16 protein-coding genes are annotated in these 19,143 nt (G+C 38.8%); 6 read left to right on the top strand and 10 right to left on the bottom strand.

Annotated elements, in window-relative coordinates; all coding sequences use genetic code 11:
• Position 1 precedes the first annotated feature (1 nt).
• Complete coding sequence (locus tag BGP15_RS04640) at positions 2–2,632, top strand: peptidase associated/transthyretin-like domain-containing protein (RefSeq protein WP_286768827.1); 2,631 nt, start codon at positions 2–4, stop codon at positions 2,630–2,632.
• Between the two features lie 80 nt (positions 2,633–2,712).
• Here the strand turns inward: BGP15_RS04640 and BGP15_RS04635 are convergent, their stop codons facing one another.
• The 5 genes from BGP15_RS04635 to BGP15_RS04615 form a co-directional block, all read right to left on the bottom strand.
• Positions 2,713–4,266 carry an Rne/Rng family ribonuclease gene (locus tag BGP15_RS04635; RefSeq protein ID WP_046673301.1) on the bottom strand — a complete coding sequence of 518 codons (1,554 nt, stop codon included), beginning with the start codon at positions 4,264–4,266 and terminating at the stop codon, positions 2,713–2,715.
• 303 nt (positions 4,267–4,569) lie between these two features.
• Entirely contained in the window at positions 4,570–5,406 is an 837-nt protein-coding gene (locus BGP15_RS04630) for a tetratricopeptide repeat protein (protein WP_070562796.1), read from the bottom strand.
• Positions 5,407–5,424: 18 nt separating this feature from the next.
• Positions 5,425–5,709, bottom strand: coding sequence for an HU family DNA-binding protein (locus tag BGP15_RS04625; RefSeq protein ID WP_046673299.1), 285 nt, complete (start codon positions 5,707–5,709; stop codon positions 5,425–5,427).
• A 247-nt stretch (positions 5,710–5,956) separates the two neighbouring features.
• Positions 5,957–7,003: a PLP-dependent aminotransferase family protein gene (locus BGP15_RS04620; protein WP_112375136.1), complete on the bottom strand. Its 1,047-nt coding sequence runs from the start codon at positions 7,001–7,003 to the stop codon at positions 5,957–5,959.
• Between the two features lie 23 nt (positions 7,004–7,026).
• On the bottom strand, positions 7,027–7,995 hold the full coding sequence (locus BGP15_RS04615; RefSeq protein WP_286768826.1) for a D-2-hydroxyacid dehydrogenase family protein: 969 nt from the start codon (positions 7,993–7,995) through the stop codon (positions 7,027–7,029).
• Between the two features lie 271 nt (positions 7,996–8,266).
• On the opposite strand from BGP15_RS04615, the gene BGP15_RS04610 reads away from it, so the two are divergent.
• The 4 genes from BGP15_RS04610 (at position 8,267) to BGP15_RS04595 (ending at position 13,127) form a co-directional block, all read left to right on the top strand.
• Positions 8,267–10,414 carry a TonB-dependent receptor gene (locus BGP15_RS04610; protein WP_112375138.1) on the top strand — a complete coding sequence of 716 codons (2,148 nt, stop codon included), beginning with the start codon at positions 8,267–8,269 and terminating at the stop codon, positions 10,412–10,414.
• 152 nt (positions 10,415–10,566) lie between these two features.
• Positions 10,567–11,181, top strand: coding sequence for a tetratricopeptide repeat protein (locus BGP15_RS04605; RefSeq protein WP_286754245.1), 615 nt, complete (start codon positions 10,567–10,569; stop codon positions 11,179–11,181).
• Positions 11,182–11,187: 6 nt separating this feature from the next.
• Complete coding sequence (locus tag BGP15_RS04600) at positions 11,188–12,255, top strand: sensor histidine kinase (protein ID WP_286768825.1); 1,068 nt, start codon at positions 11,188–11,190, stop codon at positions 12,253–12,255.
• A 122-nt stretch (positions 12,256–12,377) separates the two neighbouring features.
• Entirely contained in the window at positions 12,378–13,127 is a 750-nt protein-coding gene (locus BGP15_RS04595; RefSeq protein ID WP_286768824.1) for a LytR/AlgR family response regulator transcription factor, read from the top strand.
• A gap of 129 nt (positions 13,128–13,256) precedes the next feature.
• Here BGP15_RS04595 and BGP15_RS04590 read toward each other — a convergent pair whose 3' ends face one another.
• The 5 genes from BGP15_RS04590 to BGP15_RS04570 all read right to left on the bottom strand — a co-directional run bounded on the left by BGP15_RS04590 (position 13,257) and on the right by BGP15_RS04570 (position 17,422).
• Complete coding sequence (locus BGP15_RS04590) at positions 13,257–13,724, bottom strand: hypothetical protein (protein ID WP_070562774.1); 468 nt, start codon at positions 13,722–13,724, stop codon at positions 13,257–13,259.
• Positions 13,725–13,731: 7 nt separating this feature from the next.
• Positions 13,732–14,208, bottom strand: coding sequence for a hypothetical protein (locus BGP15_RS04585; protein ID WP_112375143.1), 477 nt, complete (start codon positions 14,206–14,208; stop codon positions 13,732–13,734).
• Between the two features lie 150 nt (positions 14,209–14,358).
• On the bottom strand, positions 14,359–15,489 hold the full coding sequence (locus BGP15_RS04580) for an SH3 domain-containing protein (protein ID WP_286768823.1): 1,131 nt from the start codon (positions 15,487–15,489) through the stop codon (positions 14,359–14,361).
• Positions 15,490–15,678: 189 nt separating this feature from the next.
• Complete coding sequence (locus tag BGP15_RS04575; protein ID WP_286754242.1) at positions 15,679–16,461, bottom strand: CPBP family intramembrane glutamic endopeptidase; 783 nt, start codon at positions 16,459–16,461, stop codon at positions 15,679–15,681.
• Positions 16,462–16,564: 103 nt separating this feature from the next.
• Positions 16,565–17,422: a LytTR family DNA-binding domain-containing protein gene (locus tag BGP15_RS04570; RefSeq protein WP_286768822.1), complete on the bottom strand. Its 858-nt coding sequence runs from the start codon at positions 17,420–17,422 to the stop codon at positions 16,565–16,567.
• A gap of 168 nt (positions 17,423–17,590) precedes the next feature.
• Between BGP15_RS04570 and BGP15_RS04565 the strand changes: the two genes are divergently transcribed.
• The gene (locus BGP15_RS04565; RefSeq protein WP_286754240.1) at positions 17,591–18,925 is read left to right on the top strand and encodes a metal-dependent hydrolase family protein; all 1,335 of its coding nucleotides are present in this window, start codon (positions 17,591–17,593) and stop codon (positions 18,923–18,925) included.
• The last annotated feature ends 218 nt before the right edge of the window (positions 18,926–19,143 follow it).

Genomic DNA, 19,143 nt, shown 5'->3' with positions numbered 1-19,143 from the left:
TATGCCCAAAAATTTTGTGCTGTTTGTCTGTTTTTGGCTATGCGGCTATTTCTGTTATGGGCAACATCAGATCTCCGGGGTTTTATTAGATAACACGAGTAAGCAAGGTATTCGCGCAGCAAGCGTTAATCTAAAATCTAGTGATGGAAAAGTAATTTCCTTTAAAATAACGGATGCTCTTGGGCATTTTGAAATGATAACATCCAAGGATCTAACAAATGCCTACATAGAGATCAACCATATCGGGTACAAACGTTTCAGCCAAACACTTGGGAGCCAACTATGCAACCTTCAAATCATACTCGAACAAACCACTATTTTATTGGAGGAAGTCAAGATCAAAAGTGCGCCTAAAATAGCACGCAGCGGGGACACACTCACCTACAACGTGGCTGGATTTGCTGACCCCAATGATCGAACTATCGGCGATGTATTGAAGCGAATGCCTGGGCTGGAAGTCCTTGAAAATGGTGAAGTGAAATACCAGGGCAAATCCATTTCAAACTTTTATATCGACGGGGATGATTTGCTGACTGAAAAATACGGTTTGGGGACAAAATCAATATCCCCAGATTTAGTTAAAGACATACAAGTCATATCTCATCATGAGCATATTAAATTGCTCAAAAATAAAAGGTATAGTGATGATGTTGCGCTAAACCTGGTAATAAAAGAAGAAGCTAAACTAAAGCCGTCGGGTAACATAATGCTCGGATTGGGAACTCCCAAACATTTCGATGGAGATCTAAACACGATGATGTTTAACAAAAAAGTGAAATTTCTCAATGCCCTGAAAGCAAATAACATCGGTCAGGATCTTGCTATTTACATGGAAGAAACGAGATCACAGGCAAAAATTGACAATCTACTTTCTTTAGGAACAATCGGCAGCCCTCCTTTAGAGAAAAGAGATTACCTCCAGAATAAGACCGGCCTTTTCGATTTCAATTTTTCAAAACCGATTAAAAAAGACTGGTCGCTACGTACGAATATCCAGGGATTATATGACAGAAACAACATTCATTATGAAGGGAAAAACACCTATTATACTGAAAAGGGGGATATTTCATTCCATGAGATTCAGATTGCACAGATTAACACTAAGGCCGCGACCGGGCAAGTGACAGTTGAGCGCAATACCGATCATTTTTACTTTAAAAATTCCTTAACAATGGGGCTAAATAGTGAGGATTCCGAATCGAGTATCTCATCAGATACAATACCGATCGACAACAATATTCATCATAGGTCCAAAACGATCAACAATCAACTGATTTATATGCCGGAGCTTAAAAATGGAAATATTATCCAACTTCAATGGTCTAGTAAATATTATACAAAGCCCCAGAGACTACGCAGTTCTACCGAAGTATTCAATGACCTGTTTTATCCAGTCATATTTGATAAGATAATCCAACATGTCAATGTACCGACCTTCAATACTGTCGCTTCGCTGGGATATCGCCTCCCCAGCGGTAAAATAAACCAATACTACGGTATAAAGCTCGAATTAGAAAATCAACGCCTTGAATCTAACATCGAACTCCTACAGGGAGAAAAAATTTTCAATCCGTTGCTAGATTCAACAATAAATAGAATGAATTGGTTACGCACATCCAGTGAATTCAATGCACATTATGCTTGGAATAAAGAGCGTTTTAAATCAAATTTATCCTTGCCTGTCGCCTTTATCCATACCCGTTTTGAAGACAAAAATTATCAGCTCAATAATTGGAAAAATCTCATCCAATTTACACCCAGCTTTAGCGCTCGATACCATATTGGCTATGATGATGAACTTGCATTTTCCTATAAAAATAGCAACAACTTGGGAAATATAGATGCTGTTTATCGCGGTTTGATTATCCAAAATTACCGAACTAGATCTTATAATAGCTCAGCCAACCCAGTGAGCAGAAATAATGATTTTTTCTTGAACTATAAATTGGGACAATCGGTTAAATTACTGTTTTTTCATTTTGGACTAGGTTATGAAATTCACTCAACAAACAATATGATAGCCACTACAGTTACAGACTCATTGACGGCGACACAACTGATTGCAAAAGAAAATTCTATGCACAGCTATACAGCTACCATCGGTCTTGATAAATATATATTCAAGCTAGGGGCCCTATTCAAACTGAAATTCAATTTGAGACGATCAAACTACAATCAGTTATTTAACAAGGAAATATTACCCATTGCCATTACTTCTTATGAACTACAACCTGCTTTCAACAAGAAATTTTTCAGAAGGATAGCACTAGATTATAATAGCTCCATTAATCTATCATTTTCTTCCCAGGGCAATGCATCGTCAGATCGTCGTATTCTTTTTATTACGCAATCGATGAACTTCCCCATCAATATCACAAAATCATTATTACTTAAATGGAATCTTCAGCACCTTTGTAACAAACAGCCTGATTATAAGAATACAAATTATTTATTCTGCAACGTCATGACAAGATATAGTCGATGGGGAATGGATTTTGAACTGGATATACGCAACCTAGCCAATATAAAAAGTTTTGAAACAAACTCCATAACAGCCAATGTACAGTCGCAGAATCGTTATGAACTGCAGGGACGAACGGCTCTCCTTAGGGGAATTTACCATATCAAATAGGTTTCTTATAGGAATTTAAATGCTATAAAAACAAAAAAGGGTTAGTATCACTACTAACCCTTTTCGTTAATCTCTTTCTATTATAACTTAATTTCTTCATCCTTCGCATTGAAGAAATGGAATTCAGTTAGATAATATGACGTCATTGGATTTACTTTAATCCATTTTCCGTACTTCATGAACCATTTCATTCTTTTAGAAATCAAACCAGACTTAATGTAGGCGTCTATATAAGGGTGAACACATAAGGTCACCTTCTTTTCGTTCTGTTCTTGAAGAATAAAGCTCAAATTATTTTCTATATCATCCATAAGGACAATACTTGATCGGATTTCACCTGTACCATCACAAGCCGGACATTTTTCGTTTGTGACAATATTCATTTCAGGTCTAACGCGCTGACGTGTAATTTGAACCAATCCAAATTTACTTGGAGGCAAAATCGTATGTCTCGCTCTATCCGCTACCATACATTCTTTTAAGAACGTATACAACTCTTTTCGATGATTGGGTTTATGCATATCGATAAAATCGATGACTACAATTCCGCCCATATCACGCAAACGCAGCTGTCGCGCAATTTCTTTTGCTGCTTCCATATTGACCAGCAATGCATTGTCTTCCTGATTCTCCTTATTCGCAGAACGGTTACCACTGTTGACATCAATGACATGCAGGGCTTCGGTATGCTCAATAACGAGATACGCACCACCAGGCAATGTTACCGTTTTGCCAAAAGCTGCCTTGATTTGCTTTTCAACTCCGAAATGATCAAAAATTGGCTCTTTATGTTTATAAAGTTTGACAATTTTCTCCAAATCTGGAGATATATCGTGTATATATGATTTTGTTTCTTCGAAGATCGAAGGATCATTAACATAAATATGTGAAAACTCGTCTGTCAAAATATCCCGTAGAATAGTGGATGCACGATCCATTTCGCCAAGAACCTTTTGAGGCGGTTCAGCATTACGAAGACGTTTGGTAAATAGTTCCCATTTTGAGATCAGGTCCAATAAGTCACGTTGTAGTTCTTCAACACCCTTACCTTCGGAAACTGTACGAATGATAACACCAAAATTAGCTGGCTTAATCCCTTCGACAATCTTTTTTAGGCGGTTGCGTTCATTACTACCTTTGATACGCTTGGAAATGGAAACAGTACTTGAGAAAGGTACCAAAACGACAAAACGACCTGCTATTGAAAGGTCTGAACTCAGACGCGGTCCTTTTGTTGAAATGGGTTCTTTGGCGATTTGTACTGGCACGAGCATATTTTTGCTCAAGACATCAGAGATCTTACCAGCTTTATCGATATCCTTTTCAAGTTTTAAACTATTGAGCAGTTTCTCTTGATAACTGCCATTCTTCACTATACGCGTAAGCTTTAGCAAAGATTGAACTTGAGGACCCAAATCTAAATAGTGTAGAAAAGCATCCTTTTCGTAGCCTACATCTACGAAAGCTGCATTAAGCCCAGGCATAATTCGCTTGATACGTCCGAGATAGATATCTCCAACAGCGAAGTTATTGTTTGCGGGCTCGCGGTTAAGTTCAACAAGCTGCTTATCTTGTAGTAAAGCAATAGTTACCCCTTTATCAGGAGTTGAATCGATAATTAATTCCTTTACCAAAAGCTACTCATTTTTGATACCTATGCAATATCCTATCGCAATCTTGGGTATCCGATTAAACATTTAAAGAACGTTGTTACGAAAAAAACAATCTACATCCCCTTCACAGACATGTAGATCGTTTCGTAAAGCTATCTCAGCAAAATGGGCCAAGATGTTTAAAAGCTTATCACAAGACTATTTTTTCTTGTGTCTATTTTTTCTTAAACGTTTTTTACGTTTGTGAGTAGCCATCTTGTGTCTTTTTCTTTTTTTTCCGCTTGGCATAGCTAAATTTTTTAATGATTATAAATAATAAATTAATTACTTGCTCAATTCGGCAATCTTTCGATCGATGAATTGTGATAGGGAAGGATCGGCTGCCAGTTCCTTACTTTTTTGAAAAGCTGTAACGGCTTCCTTTTTCATCCCAATATTTTCATAGCCTGTGGCTAAGTAAAAGTATGACTCAGCATCGGGTTTTTGATCGATAACGGTCTTAAAACGCTCGATGGCTTTGTCAAACTGACGGGATTGTAATGAAAACAATCCCAAAGTTTTGTTTGCTTCTAAGTTTTTAGGATCGGCAGCAACGACTTCTCGCAACAAGGCAATACCTGCCATAGGGTTGTTCGTTCCCGATACCATTGCGGCACCCAATCCTGTTTTTGCATCTAAACTACTTGTATTCGCTTTTAACGCAGCCTCATATGCATGAATAGCATTTTGATTCAACGCTTGAGCTAAAGTAGAATCCTGCAAATTTGTATAAGCGGCACGATAAGCATTACCTGCTTTCAACCAATACTCAAACTTCGGTGAAACCTTCGCCATTTCCTCATAGATGAAAGCCTGAGGGGCTGGTTTTGCGACATCATCCCACTTATTTGCCAACTGTTGCAACAGCTTTATCTTATCCTCTCCAGAAGCTTTTGCAACTTGGCCCTCAATATCGGAAATTTCTTTGACTAAACTAGCATCTAAACCTTGTTTTGTCATCGAAGATATATTTTCCAAATTTACTTCATTGGACGGCTTCGACTCAGATGCTGCAGCAGTTTGTTTTTCTTTGTTCACCAAACCTTTAATAGGCTGCGCTAAAAGCACAGCAACCAAGGCTACTACTGATCCTATGACTATTATCTGTTTGGTTTTTGCCATTTTAATCTATTTTAAAGATTATTTATTGCCATTCTTTACTTTCTCTACGAAAATTTTTGCTGGCTTGAAACTAGGAACAAAGTGTTCAGGGATAATGATTGCTGTATTTTTTGAAATGTTTCTTGCAGTCTTCTCAGCTCTTTTTTTGACTACGAAGCTACCAAAACCTCTTACATATACATTTTCTCCTCCGATCATTGCGTTTTTGACAACTTTAAAGAACGCCTCTACGGTTTCTTGAACATCTACCTTCTCTAAGCCAGTTTTGGTAGAGATTTCTGCAATAATTTCTGCTTTAGTCATATCTATTTTACTGTAATTATTTATTTTTCAACCCTTAAGCCAACTAATGTTTGGGGATGCAAAAGTATTGTTTTAAAATGAGTAATGGAAATTATTTAAATACTTTTTTGATAAATAAGCTTCCAAAAGCCAAACATTTACAATCAATTAACGAGACATTACGTTTGACCAACCCTTAAATAAACCTCAAAAATAAAAACAATTATCTAATTTACAAGATGTTGACTTATTAGTTGTCATATAAAAATCAATATATGCCAATTGCATGACTTAGCTGATCCAAATCCGCCTTGGTATGGTGTGCATTTACCACAATCCGATTTAATAGGGGATCTGTAGCAAGGGGATAAGGAAAACTTGACACCAGTACTCCCGCATTCATCAGCCTCGCATAAAGGCCCGTATCCGTTGATGAAAACACCGGAAAATTAGCAACAGCGTTTAATTCAGACCCCATATGTGCTTTGAAGGAATTAATATTATACTGCAACTTTTCGAATTGCCGTAAATAGATCTGCTCTCCATGGATAAATGCATATAAGCTCGCTGGCGAACTTGGAGAAGCCCCTGTATAAAAGTTTGATCGCTTGAAATACTTAATTCGTTCCTCATCGGCCAAAATCAATCCAGCATCTGTTGCCAGGCCTTTCGCCAAGGATGCGACGACAATCAGCTCAATATTAACCTGTTGAAAACTACTCTTATCTAATGAAATGCCATTCTTGCGCAAAACTCCTATTCCGTGAGAATCATCCAAGAGCAGTATAATTTTTTTGCCCGGATCAATACGATTGAAAACAGTGAAATCGTATAATTCCGGGCGCATATTGTCCAAGCTGTTACTAACGATGATAAATGATTTTTGGGCTGAATGATTGATATACTCGATCGTTGCATTGGCCCAGTCAACAAAATGTCCAGTTGCTGCAGGCTTTTTATCTAACCATAAAGAAGGGTGACATGCGGGTGCGTACAATACTTCGCCTTCAGCCGCCAAGGTTCTTACAAGAAATTGCGTCGCCAGATATCCACTTGAGAGCAACAGACTTGCTTCAAAACCAAAACGCATTGCAGCATATTCTTCCGCTTGATCAAATATGGCCTGTTGCACATTATTATTTCGTGAAGTGCCATTGTTAATACCATATCGCTGTATACCTTCTATGAAAATAGCAGCATATGCTTGATCTGTTGCCAGCCCTAGATAGGAAGTTCCACCGAAAAAAAGATATTCCTTACCGCCGACCACAATAACTCGACCTGTTGGTTGTTCTAAATGTGTAAAATTATTCATCTATATATAGCCGATTCATTTAATTAGCGGGTCAATACTTCGGGGTTAGCGATATGCTGTGGATTACCCTCGGAAAAGGCTACAATATTCTCAAAAGCAAGTCTAAATAATCGTTCATAACCATTTTTCTCCACATAGCCAATATGTGGCGTACAGAGCACATTTGGTAGCTGCAATAAAGGATAGTTAGGATCAAAGATTGGCTCGGACTCATAGACATCTACCGCAGCCATTCCCGGAACACCTGTTTCGAGTGCGGTCAATAGTGCACCCTCTTCAACCAACTCTGCACGGGAAGTATTGACAAAAAGTGCAGTCGGCTTCATAGACCGGAGATCTTCGAGCTTTACGATACCTCGCGTCGCAGGCACTAACCGAAGGTGTAAAGTAACAACATCTGAAAAATGAAAAAAATCGGATTTACTTGTTGCAGCTAAAAAACCGTCTTTTACAGCTTCTTCTCGGGAATTTTCGCTTCCCCAAACAATTACTTGGGCACCAAAAGCCTTTGCATATTGCGCTATTCGCTTCCCTATTTTTCCATAACTCCATATCCCTATTGTTTTTCCGGAGACACATTCTCCTATGTTCGTTTGCCATAGGCCTTTGTCCATATCTGAAAGAGCCTTAGGTAAACCTCGGAGTGCATTCATGATTAAAAGCCAGGTCAATTCAGCTGGAGCGACAGGAGAACCCATACTTTCAGCAACAGCCACATGAAAGCTACTACAAACAGCCAAATCCAAATGATTTGAAATTTTGCCCGTTTGGCTGATCAACTTTAGTTTGGGAAGCTGGGACAACAGTTCTTCTGTAATCTGGGTCCGTTCTCTAATGAGCACTAGCGCTTCCGTATCGCTTAATTTTTCCGCCAGTAAAGCCGGATCTTCATAGGACTGTTTCAATATTTGGACATCGTGACCATCAAGAATTTTGAAACAGTCCAACTGTCGGACAGCATCTTGATAGTCATCTAAAATGGTTATTCGCATTTTTTTTGACTTAATTTTAAACTCTCATTTTCAATATCCAACGAAAGTAAAAGGCTTTAATATCCCTGTAACTTCATCACATATAAAAGCAATATAGTACGTTCCCATCTTTCCATTGCGGAACTTATTTAGGAAGGAAATTTTGCTTTTCGATATCAATTTACAGCATAAAGTTGGAATCCTGCAATTCGTCATGATATTTTGACATTCCATCCACTCTTTTTCGCAGAATCACTTACAGCCGCTGATATTTGAATAAAAATAAAGAAAAATGAAGCTGTTATTAACCTTACTATTTTTAAGTATTACCATCGTATCGGCACAGTCTATCTTAAAAGGGAAAGTACTGGGCAAAAACGGCAAACCGATATATTTAGCCAATGTTTTTATTGAAGGCACCTATGATGGCGGCACGACTGATTCGCTTGGAAACTTTATGTTTGAAACTAGTGAACAAGGTACTAAAATGCTGAAAGCGTCTGTTGTGGGCCTCCCAACATATAGTAAGTCTATCCAGCTTCCTCAGAAAGAATTGCTTATTATTCAAATGCAAGAAAGTGAGAATCGCCTACAGGAAGTCACGATTCAGGCAGGGGTGCTACAAGCCAATAGCTCCGGAAAAAACACGGTAATGAGTCCATTGGATATTGTCACTACGGCAGGCAGCATGGGAAACATCATCAGCGCATTAGCAACATTGCCCGGTGCACAGGTTGGGGGAGAAAATGGACGTCTTATGGTTCACGGTGGAGATGCCTCCGAAACACAGACCTACATCAATGGAATCAGAGTAGCCCAACCTTACACCGCAACACCAAATGAAGTTCCTGTAAGGGGTCGATTTTCACCCATGCTCTTTAAAGGCGTAAATTTCTCTACAGGTGGTTATTCGGCAGAATTTGGTAATGCGCTATCCAGCATTCTAGCCCTAAACACCGAAAATACCATAGAACAACGCAAAACAGAGTTTTCACTATCTTCCGTTGGACTAGGTTTGGGACATACCTTACAATGGGGCAAAAACTCCCTCACCTTCAACAGCAGTTATACCAACTTAAAACCTTATTCCAAAATTATTACGCCAGATATCAAATGGACAAAACCCTATGAAAACGCCTCCGGAGAAATGATCTATCGCCATCAGTTTAAAGAAGGCTTTCTAAATATCTATGGGGCATACAATTTCGAAAATATGGGACTTTACCAAGCAGACATCAATTATGAGCAACCTGTCCCATTGAAAAAGAAATCCAACAATGCCTACGCCAACATTAGTTACAGTCAGAATCTGGGAAACCGATGGACTTTCCAGTCCGGCATTGGCCTAGGCTACCTGACCGATAAGCTGCACTACGATGACGTTTACCTACCTAATGAAGAAAAAAGTCTTCACTTAAAAGGAATGCTAAGTAAGGTCTGGAACAATAAGATTAAAAGTATTGGCGGAATAGAATATTTCGACACCAATTATCAAGAAGAATATCACCGACAAACCATTGGTTATCACTACGGGTATCATAGCAAGATGACCGCCGTATTTACGGAAACGACCTTCGGCATCCTCCCGAACTTAATCGGGAAAATCGGCTTACGAGAAACCTCCTCCAATTTGCAGTCGAAGAACACTTTAGAACCAAGAGCTTCGCTGGGCTACGCATTAAATAAATATACGCAGCTCTCACTTGCCTATGGGAACTTCCATCAGCAGGCACCAACACCTCTATTAAAATATGCCCCTCAGCTTGGCTGGATGGAAGCCAATCACTATATCGCAAATTATTTCTATGCCCGTGGAGGGCACTTACTTCGATTAGAAGCTTATCATAAAGAATACAACAATTTGGTAAAATACAACAGTGCGACGCCAAATTACGACACCCAATATGACAATAACGGAAGCGGTAAGGTCAAAGGCTTTGACCTATTTTACAAAAACAACAGCAGCATCAAAAACCTCCAATACTGGATTTCATATTCTTATACGGACAGTAAGCGAAATGACGCGAATTATCCGACAACAGTTACTCCCCCTTATGTCTACAAACACAGTTTCTATATCGTTGGAAAATACTGGCTACCCAGTCTACGTTCACAGCTCAGTGTGACAAATTCGTTTGTATCCGGCAGAAATTACAATGATCCCAATCAAACAGTATTTATGAATAGCCATACAAAAGGTTACAATAATCTTTCTATGAGTTGGTCGTTCCTTTATAGCCAGCAAAAAATTATCCATTTCTCCGTCAGTAATGTTCTTGGCGCTAGCCCAATCTATGGCTATCAATATGCAGACCGACCAAATTCACAAGGAATCTATGACCGTAGACCGATTGTCCCTACCGCCAAGCGCTTTGTGTTTCTGGGCTATTTCTGGACAATTAGTAAAAATGAAAAGGACAATCAATTGGACAATCTATAATAAGCATCAACTCATCATCGAAATACGTCGGTCCATCCAAAATTATTTCTGTTTGCAGCGAAGGATTGCCAACTTCAATAACAATCAATAACATATACATCAAACACAACAGCAATAACTTAGAAAAATATTTAAACTAAAAACGAAAGATCATGAAATCATTTATTATCGTCCTCATCTGCCTTATAAGCGGCAGCGCGTTTGCACAAGGCAATTTTGAAAAAAGTATGGGACAAGCCATGAGTCTATGGCAATCGGGAGAGACACAAAAAGCGGCCGCTCTTTTAGAACGTATTGCACAGGCAGAAAAGGACAATTGGATTCCTGCCTATTATCAGGCCATGGTACTGACAACAGCATCCTTTAGGGAGAAAAATAAAGAGACACAGGCAAAATATATACAATCTGCAGAAGAAATACTAAACAATAGCGCCCAGGACAACAATTCAGAATGGCTTGTACTGAAAGCGATGAACCAAACAGCATTGATGATCACAGATCCCATGACAAAAGCCAAAGAGCTTTCGCCTAAGATTATAGCTCTATATAAAAAAGCCATCTCCCTTGCGCCAAACAACCCCCGGGCTGTATTGGGACTAGCGGAATTCCAAATAAACGCAAAAAAATATTTTAACCAGGATACCAACAAAGAATGCGAGGATGTAAAGAAAGCACTATCTTTATTCGGTGAAGAGAAGATTACTACGCCATTTGCACCTTCATGGGGCAAAGATCGGGCAGAACAACTCGTAAAGGAATGCAAATAACACGTTGTGAAAAAAGCACCATTTAAAGCGATTATACAAGCACTACTCGCAAGCCTGGTCGTGACCATCTATTTTGTGGTTGTGGCCAAGCTTGACCATAATGATGTCCCTTGGGTATCCATCATCTTTCACCCTAATATGGTCCGAGGTTTACTATATGGATTTTTTCTCTTTCTGGGTCACAGCTATCTATCGAAATGGGTCGGAAAAAAGTACCCGAACAGTAAAGATTTTGGGAAGAAGATGATTGTTTTTTACAGTATCAGTTTTTTCTTGACCGTACTGGTCGTTTTTATTGTCAATGCTTTTTTCTCCGGACTTTTTAACCCGGGTGTTCCCAAAAATTTCGCTCAGCGTTTCCACCAATTTATTCATCAACAACGTGTTGCATATTATTTTCAAACCGCGATGATATCTTGGTGCATTTCAATGATTTTTTTTGGTTTCTATTTCTATAAAAGATTCAAAGATTACCAAATAAAAGAATCTCATCAGGAAAAACAACAAATAGCAGCACAATTTGAGTCGCTCAAGAATCAACTCGACCCACATTTTTTGTTCAACAGCCTGAATGTATTGAATGGATTAATTGAGGAAAGCCCTAAAAAAGCCAGCATGTTTACGACAGACCTTTCTAAGATATATCGCTATGTATTGGAACAAAGGGACAAAAGCCTCGTTTCTTTACAGGAAGAGCTTACTTTTTCAAAGGCTTATTTAAACCTCTTGATTCTGCGCTTCGAAACCGGCATACAGATCGATCTACAGATCAATGCGGAACAGCATACTGGTTTTATATTACCGCTTTCCCTTCAATTACTGATCGAAAATGCAATCAAACACAATATTATTTCGATCAGGAAGCCGCTTTTATTGAAGATTTATAGAAAAAATAATTACCTCTATGTTGAAAACAATCTTCAAAAAAAGAAAGTGCTCCATGATCATTCGGGAATCGGTTTGAAAAATATTCAGGAACGTTATGCTATACTGTCCAATCTACCTGTGTATATTCAAGAAAGTGATCTATTATTTTCTGTCGGACTGCCTATTATCCATGAAATAGTCTCTTAAAAGTAACCTGCTCTTAATAAACATGCGGGAGCTAAGCACAGCAAAAACAATAGCAAGGGCACAACGATTCAACAAATTAAGCAATACAACGGTCTGATGATCGATAAGCACGTAAAAAAGTAATGAAAATAGTAATTATAGAAGACGAACTCCCATCAGCGAGATTACTCCAAAGAAAACTGGAGGCCCTCGGTTACACGGTAGCTGCTGTACTGCAGACTGTGGAAGAATCCATTGAGTGGTTCACGTCAAATACCGAACCTGATCTACTGTTGTTGGATATTCAGCTCGCGGATGGGATTTCATTTGACATCCTGGAGCAGGTGAAACCCAGTTCGGCCATTATTTTTACCACCGCATACGATGAATATATGTTGCGTGCTTTTAAACAAAATAGCATCGATTACCTGCTGAAGCCAATTGAAGATGAAGAATTGGAAAATGCAATTGAAAAATTCCGCCAATTTAGACGCCCCAATCCCCAGTTCGATCTGGCATCGCTTCAAGCGTTGTTTAGAAACCCTGCCCCAACATTTAAGGAACGCTTTACAATCAAAATTGGCCAAAGTCTAAAAGTTGTGACAAGCCAGCAAGTTGAATGCATTTACAGCGAAAACAAAGGCACTTACCTTTATACCAACGAAAATGGAAACTATCTTTTGGATCAGACATTGGACGCACTAACACCGCAACTGTCACCCAAAGCATTTTTTAGGATCAATCGAAGCACGATTATTCAATTTGATGCCATCAAAAATATTGCTGTACATTCCAATGCCCGGCTAAAAATATACCTCAAGCATTATGAATCCGAAGAGCTCATTGTCTCCCGGGAGAAAGTCTCAGCCTTCAAAGACTGGCTGGACAACTAATTCAGGAAAAACCAAAAGACTTCTTCCGAGCAGGAGTTAACGCGGGCATACTGATACCGTAGCGACGACATAATCATGCGGTAAGCAAATATCCCAGAGAAAATATACAAGCTGATTGAAGAATCTGAGCTACATATTGATCCGATAATTTAGCGGAATACTAAATCGAAGAGACACCGCAAAACCCTTTATCGGATTATAATCTTTTTTTTCATTGATGGATAATCCATAACCAAAATCAAGATCCACCAATGTAGCCAAGCTCACTCCAACTTTGGGGGTAATGGTATATGGAGTAAGTTCTGTACGAACAAAAGGAGTCAAGACATATGTTTGGGGATAATACGTTATTCCGGCCTCAGGGATTACGGCAAACTTTTTTTGTGTCCATGTAAAGTTAGCTGTAGCATCTGCTCGCAGTATATGATCTCCACTAAAAGGAAATGCGAAATAAGCGCCGGTTTTTAATATACTGCCTTTTTGGAACTGATAACTCAGTGAAGGACCGATTAAATAATCTTGCGCTTTTAGGTTGCTAACCAGCGCTAACAACACAACAAGTGACCCCAGGAGTTTATAAATCGTCTTACTGCGCATTTTTCAATTAATAAATATGAAAATTGAGCGGAATATTTACCCCTACTGAAACGGTAATTCCGTCAATCGGCTTAAAATTTTTCTTCGTATTGTAATCAAATCCATAACCTATTCCCAGATCCACAATGGAGAATAGACTGGCCCCCACTTTTGGCGTTATAGTGTAAGGTGTTAACTCTGCTTTCACAAAAGGGAAAAGAACAAAATCATTTAGATAGTAAGTAAATCCCAGCTCTGGAATAACCGTCGTTTTACCTTCCATCCAGCTGAAATTAGCTCCGGCATCAATTTTCATATATTGAAAATCATTCGGGGCAAATAATCCCCAGCCCGAAACTTTCAGAAAATTACCACTTTGATACTGATACCCTACTGAAGGACCCCAGATCCATTTATTATGTTGTTTCCAGGGCTTATCTTGTGCTTTAGACAACGTAGTAAAGAGAAAAAGGATAGTAAATAACGATAATATTCTTAGTTTCATCCAGCTAAATTACAAACTATAATCTATTTTATGGAATACAACAGGTGCATGCCAGAATAGTTTTACTTAAAACAGAAAAATAGTAAATATATACGCCTACAGCAAATGAATAAAAGTACAGTTTATGCCGGTCTTTAATTATATAGATCTTTAATAAGGTAATATCCTTATTCGGATAAACTGTGATCGTTCGTTCAACGATCCTTCATCGCCCCAATAGCCATCAATATGGTTGGCAGCAGTATATATGCATCCATCTTTGCCCCAAAACATCAATTCCTCTTTCCAAGTTGGCATCCACTCTTTAAAACTAACAAAAAGCATCGGCGTCACCTTTCCTTGTTTCACGTGGAAGAGCTGCAAGTCACCCGTCGATTCATAGGGATCAGCGTGTAAAGTCATCAGATAATTTTTATCGGCAGAAAAGAAGGGATAATCTCCACATTCCACAATAAGATGACCGTCTTGTTTATCAAAAAGCCGCACATCAGCACTTTCCCAGTAATTCCCATCAACAGCAAAAGCATTTAGAAAATCATAATGTCCTTTATACGAATAACTGGCTTCCAATTCATTATCGATATCCTTATCTGTAAAAATTAACTTTTTTCCATTGGTCAAAGGCAATTCTAGGGTTTTTCCGTTTTTAGGATAAGACAGGGTATCCTTGATCAAGTAATTTTTAGCCGTATTCTGAGCGGCTAGGAACGTTTGCTTATCAATCAACTCTAACTGGAGATATTTATCTAAAGAATGCCCCTTTTCATAATACGTTTCTTTACCATTTATCGTAAGTGAAACGATTGAATTTAAATCCCTGGGGGAAATTGTAATCTGATCCTGTTTCCCCAGCTTGGACTTCGCTACATACACCTTTTCCCATCGTGTAATATCACCTGTTTCGCCATTTCTCCCTTTGTAATCGCGCTGTATACGGTCCATGACAGCAACCCATTCTCCTTCTTCACCGATCACATCGAGCTTGGTGCCATAGGGATATTTTCCTAATAGCGGAGCCGCTCCATCTGCACCTTGTCTAAGTTCGACTCCAGCACGATCAACAACATAGGTGTTTTTTAAAACCTTTGTCCTGTCATAGTCAATCGGCAAAGGAGGAAATTTAGCAGCATCCACCGTATCCTTCACGGCAATGGTTTTAAGTTCAGAAGAATCCTTTAAATCTGTATTATTAACCCTCGTATTGTGACCACAGCTCAAGATTCCCATGAATAATGTCGCTCCAAGGAATAAAGATAGGGGTGAAAATAGTTGTCTATTCATAAAGGTCAAGGTAGCGATTCCCATGCCAAAAAAAAATACTGGTTTTCAGGGGTTCTCCGAGAGCAAATACGATTATCCAAAGGTTCACAGTTTTAGCGAAGTAAAATCTAAAGCTCATTCCAAATTTGGACTAGATCCTTTGAAAGGATATCTATAGCCACAAAGGCTCGTTAAAACCCCGCGGAATTTTTAATCTTTTAGCCATAAATTTTTCCCTTTAATTTGTAAACCGGCCTCTGACTTCCGTACATGAACAATTGTACTAATGATAGCGATAAAGATGGTCAAGAAGCGGAAAAAATTGCTCCATCCATTTCCTGCAGCATTGTCTGCAACATCAAAGATCATCCATGCCAAATTCATCAAAACATGAAGTGCTATCGGTATCCAAAGATTAAAACTCCATTCGGCATACAACCACGAAAATAGGATAGAGCCGAAGAAAGTCGTACAAAAAATCAGGGCCAATTCTCCCAAATCCTGACTCTGATAAAGATGCAGTATAGCAAAAAGGAATGAGGTGGCTAAAATGGATGGAATAAAACCTAGTCGGGTATAGCGATAAACTAAACCAAAAAAATAGGCCCGAAAAATCACTTCTTCAAAAAAACCCGATGACACACTATTTATTAATAGCGTGTTCGGATCTATTTTGCGGTTGAAGGTAAAAACAAGGGCATAGCCCAAGAACATGGGTAAGGTGGCTATAATTCCAAAAGATAGCCCCTGTAAAAAAGAGCCCTTTAAACCAAATTTTTCCAAGAACTCATTCGGCACTTTAGGTTTAAGCAGCGTTGCCCCCAAAAGCAGTGGTCCAAGGCTAATTGAATACGTCAGCACATGCCCCAAAAATCTACTGTGGACATAGTTGCTCATCGTGGGTTGAAGCCTAGCAAAAAACAAATTATCAAGGATAAAGTATATTCCGAAGAACAGGAATAATACCAGCAGGTTTAAACTTTTTGTGTTCATCTTTTTTTTGAGCAAAATTATGCCCCTCATGATGAGTAAACAAAGTTATGTGGCGTATGGCAAGACTTAGGGCTGACTGACAACAGCGAGGCGATCTTCTGCCCTATAAATACGGTCTAACTGATTCCATAGCAGACCTTGAAATAACAGCACAATCTTCAGTATCTGCAAAACGTAACAAGAAACCTTGGGCATTCCCATCCTTTGCAATTACTTTTTCAAAGTTAACAAGAAACGACCGATGACATCGGTGAATAGACATTGTATTCAAGAGTTCAGACAATCGGCTCAACGTAATTCGTACCATCTGCTTCTTTACCGTACCATCCTTCCTAAAATAGATCATGCAATAATTATCCATTGATTTTGCAAAAATAAAATCGCTCGGCAGTAACTTTAACGATTGATTACCATTGGGGATATCGACCAGCCCCAAATGACAGTCATTCATTTGGCTCAATATGATCGCTGGCTTTATCGATAAACGTTCAATCGACGAATTATTCTTTTCATAATACGAATGACGCTTATCAACTCGAAGCAAAAAATAAATCGTAGCAATTGGGCTGTAAAGTGAAAGTGTGTAAAATCCAATATAGGGGAGGTTATTCCACTGTAATGGGGCCTGATTGATGAACCAGCCATGATAGACGAAATTTAAAAAAACTGATAATAGGAGCACAAGAAAAATACGAAATAGTTCTATCGCAATTGTTCCTCTTTTTTTACGTAAGAGGACAGAAATTAAGGCATATGCAACGGATAATATAACCCCATATCCGGATAACAAGCTAAATTTATAGGCATGCTCAAAATTATACGTTCCAAATGGCTGAAAAACCAGTAGGAATACATAAGCGGATAAGCCGAGTAAAGAGCCATAGGAGAGCAGCTCTCTTATGGATACAATTTTGGGAATTACGCTATTTAAATAATTTAGAACAGGCTTTTTATATATCATGATTGGATAAATTTAGCGTTTTTGGCCGGCAGAGTGAAAATTTATAGCGAAAAAATTGAAATATATTGAATTTATGATTTAACTTAGAAGATATTTTTTCAAGCCAACATTAGTCGCTCGAATTAAAATTGATTTGTCATATTATATATTAACGTAATTCTCCAAATTATGCGTTTAGGTCAACTACTTACTTTATTTCTTTGCTCGGCTTTTATCCATGTCATCCAAGCACAGGAAAAGCAAGTTTTAATAGAAAATGTTAAACTGCTCGATTATAAAACTCAAATGTTAACTCCGCCAAAACATGTTTTAATAAACGGTAACACGATTCAAACCATTAGTACATCTCCTATTGACGTGCAAGGTAAGAATATCGTTAAAATAAACGCTAAAGGCAAAACCCTAATGCCTGGATTGATTGATGTACATGTCCATTTGGTATTTGGAGCTTTGACAATGCCTCAAATGATGACAAATGACCTTTCCGAGGAATTCTTGATCAACACGGTGGGGCTCTCGGCGCAACAGATGTTAATGCGGGGTTTTACAAGTGTACGAGATGTCGGTGGCCCTATATTTCCATTAAAGGCGGCGATCGACAAGGGTAAGCTTCTAGGCCCTAGAATATGGCCTTCTGGTGCTGTTGTTAGTCAAACAGCGGGGCATGGAGATTTTCGGACACCCGAGGAAAAATCGCGTCGTTTTTTTGGTATTGTCTCTCGTGCGGAGCGATATGGAGCAACATTCATCGCCGATGGTCGTGATGAGGTTCTGACTGCAGTACGAGAGAATCTGAGATTCGGAGCAAGTCAGATTAAACTCATGGCGGGTGGGGGAACTTCTTCAGCATACGATCCTGTGGATGTTACCCAATATACGCTAGACGAAATGAAAGCAGCAGTAGAAGCAGCCGAAGACTGGGGAACCTATGTCACCGTACATGCGTATACGCCAAGAGCAATTCGAAGAGCGATCGAAGCTGGTGTAAAATGTATTGAACATGGACAATTGCTCGACGAAGAAACTTTACAGCTGATCGCAAAAAAAAATATCTGGCTTAGTTTACAAAACCTGGTGGAAGATACGCCCGATATGGATCCACAACGAAGAATCAAGCGTAAACCCGTCATTGAAGGTCAGGAAAAAGTATGGCCAATGGCTAAAAAATATGGAGTAAAGCTAGCTTGGGGTACAGATTTCCTTTTTGAGCCGGAACTGAATAAAATGCAGAATGCTTTTATTTTGCGACTTCAAAAGTGGTTTACAAATGCCGAGATCATTAAAATGATTACTCAAGACAACGGTGAGCTTCTGCAGCTTTCGGGATTAAGAAGTCCTTATCCTGGCAAGTTGGGAATAGTAGAAGAAGGAGCTTTGGCAGATCTGATCCTTGTAGACGGAGATCCGCTTAAGAATTTAAAACTATTGGCAGATCCAGAAAAAAACTTTTTGTTGATCATAAAAGACGGTCAGATTCATAAAAATAGCCTCCAGAGGCATTAATATTTACAAGGTCAAATTTATTGTATCTCGAAAATCCACATCTTAAGATGATAAAATGTATTTTCGATGACATCAGTTAAAACGGACTATTTTGGCTCGTCAAGGTGAAAAAGGAATCAAACAATTTTACCATCACATGGTGCAGGCGGTTGCATTACGGTATAATTTATTTGAAGAGTAAACACCTTTGCATTTAATTGATTAGTTTTGCGTTTAAA

It is taken from the genome of Sphingobacterium sp. 40-24 (assembly GCF_001899705.1).
GTDB lineage: Bacteria > Bacteroidota > Bacteroidia > Sphingobacteriales > Sphingobacteriaceae > Sphingobacterium > Sphingobacterium multivorum.
Note: the sequence above shows the minus strand (reverse complement) of the source record. Positions and strands in the feature narration are given on the sequence as shown.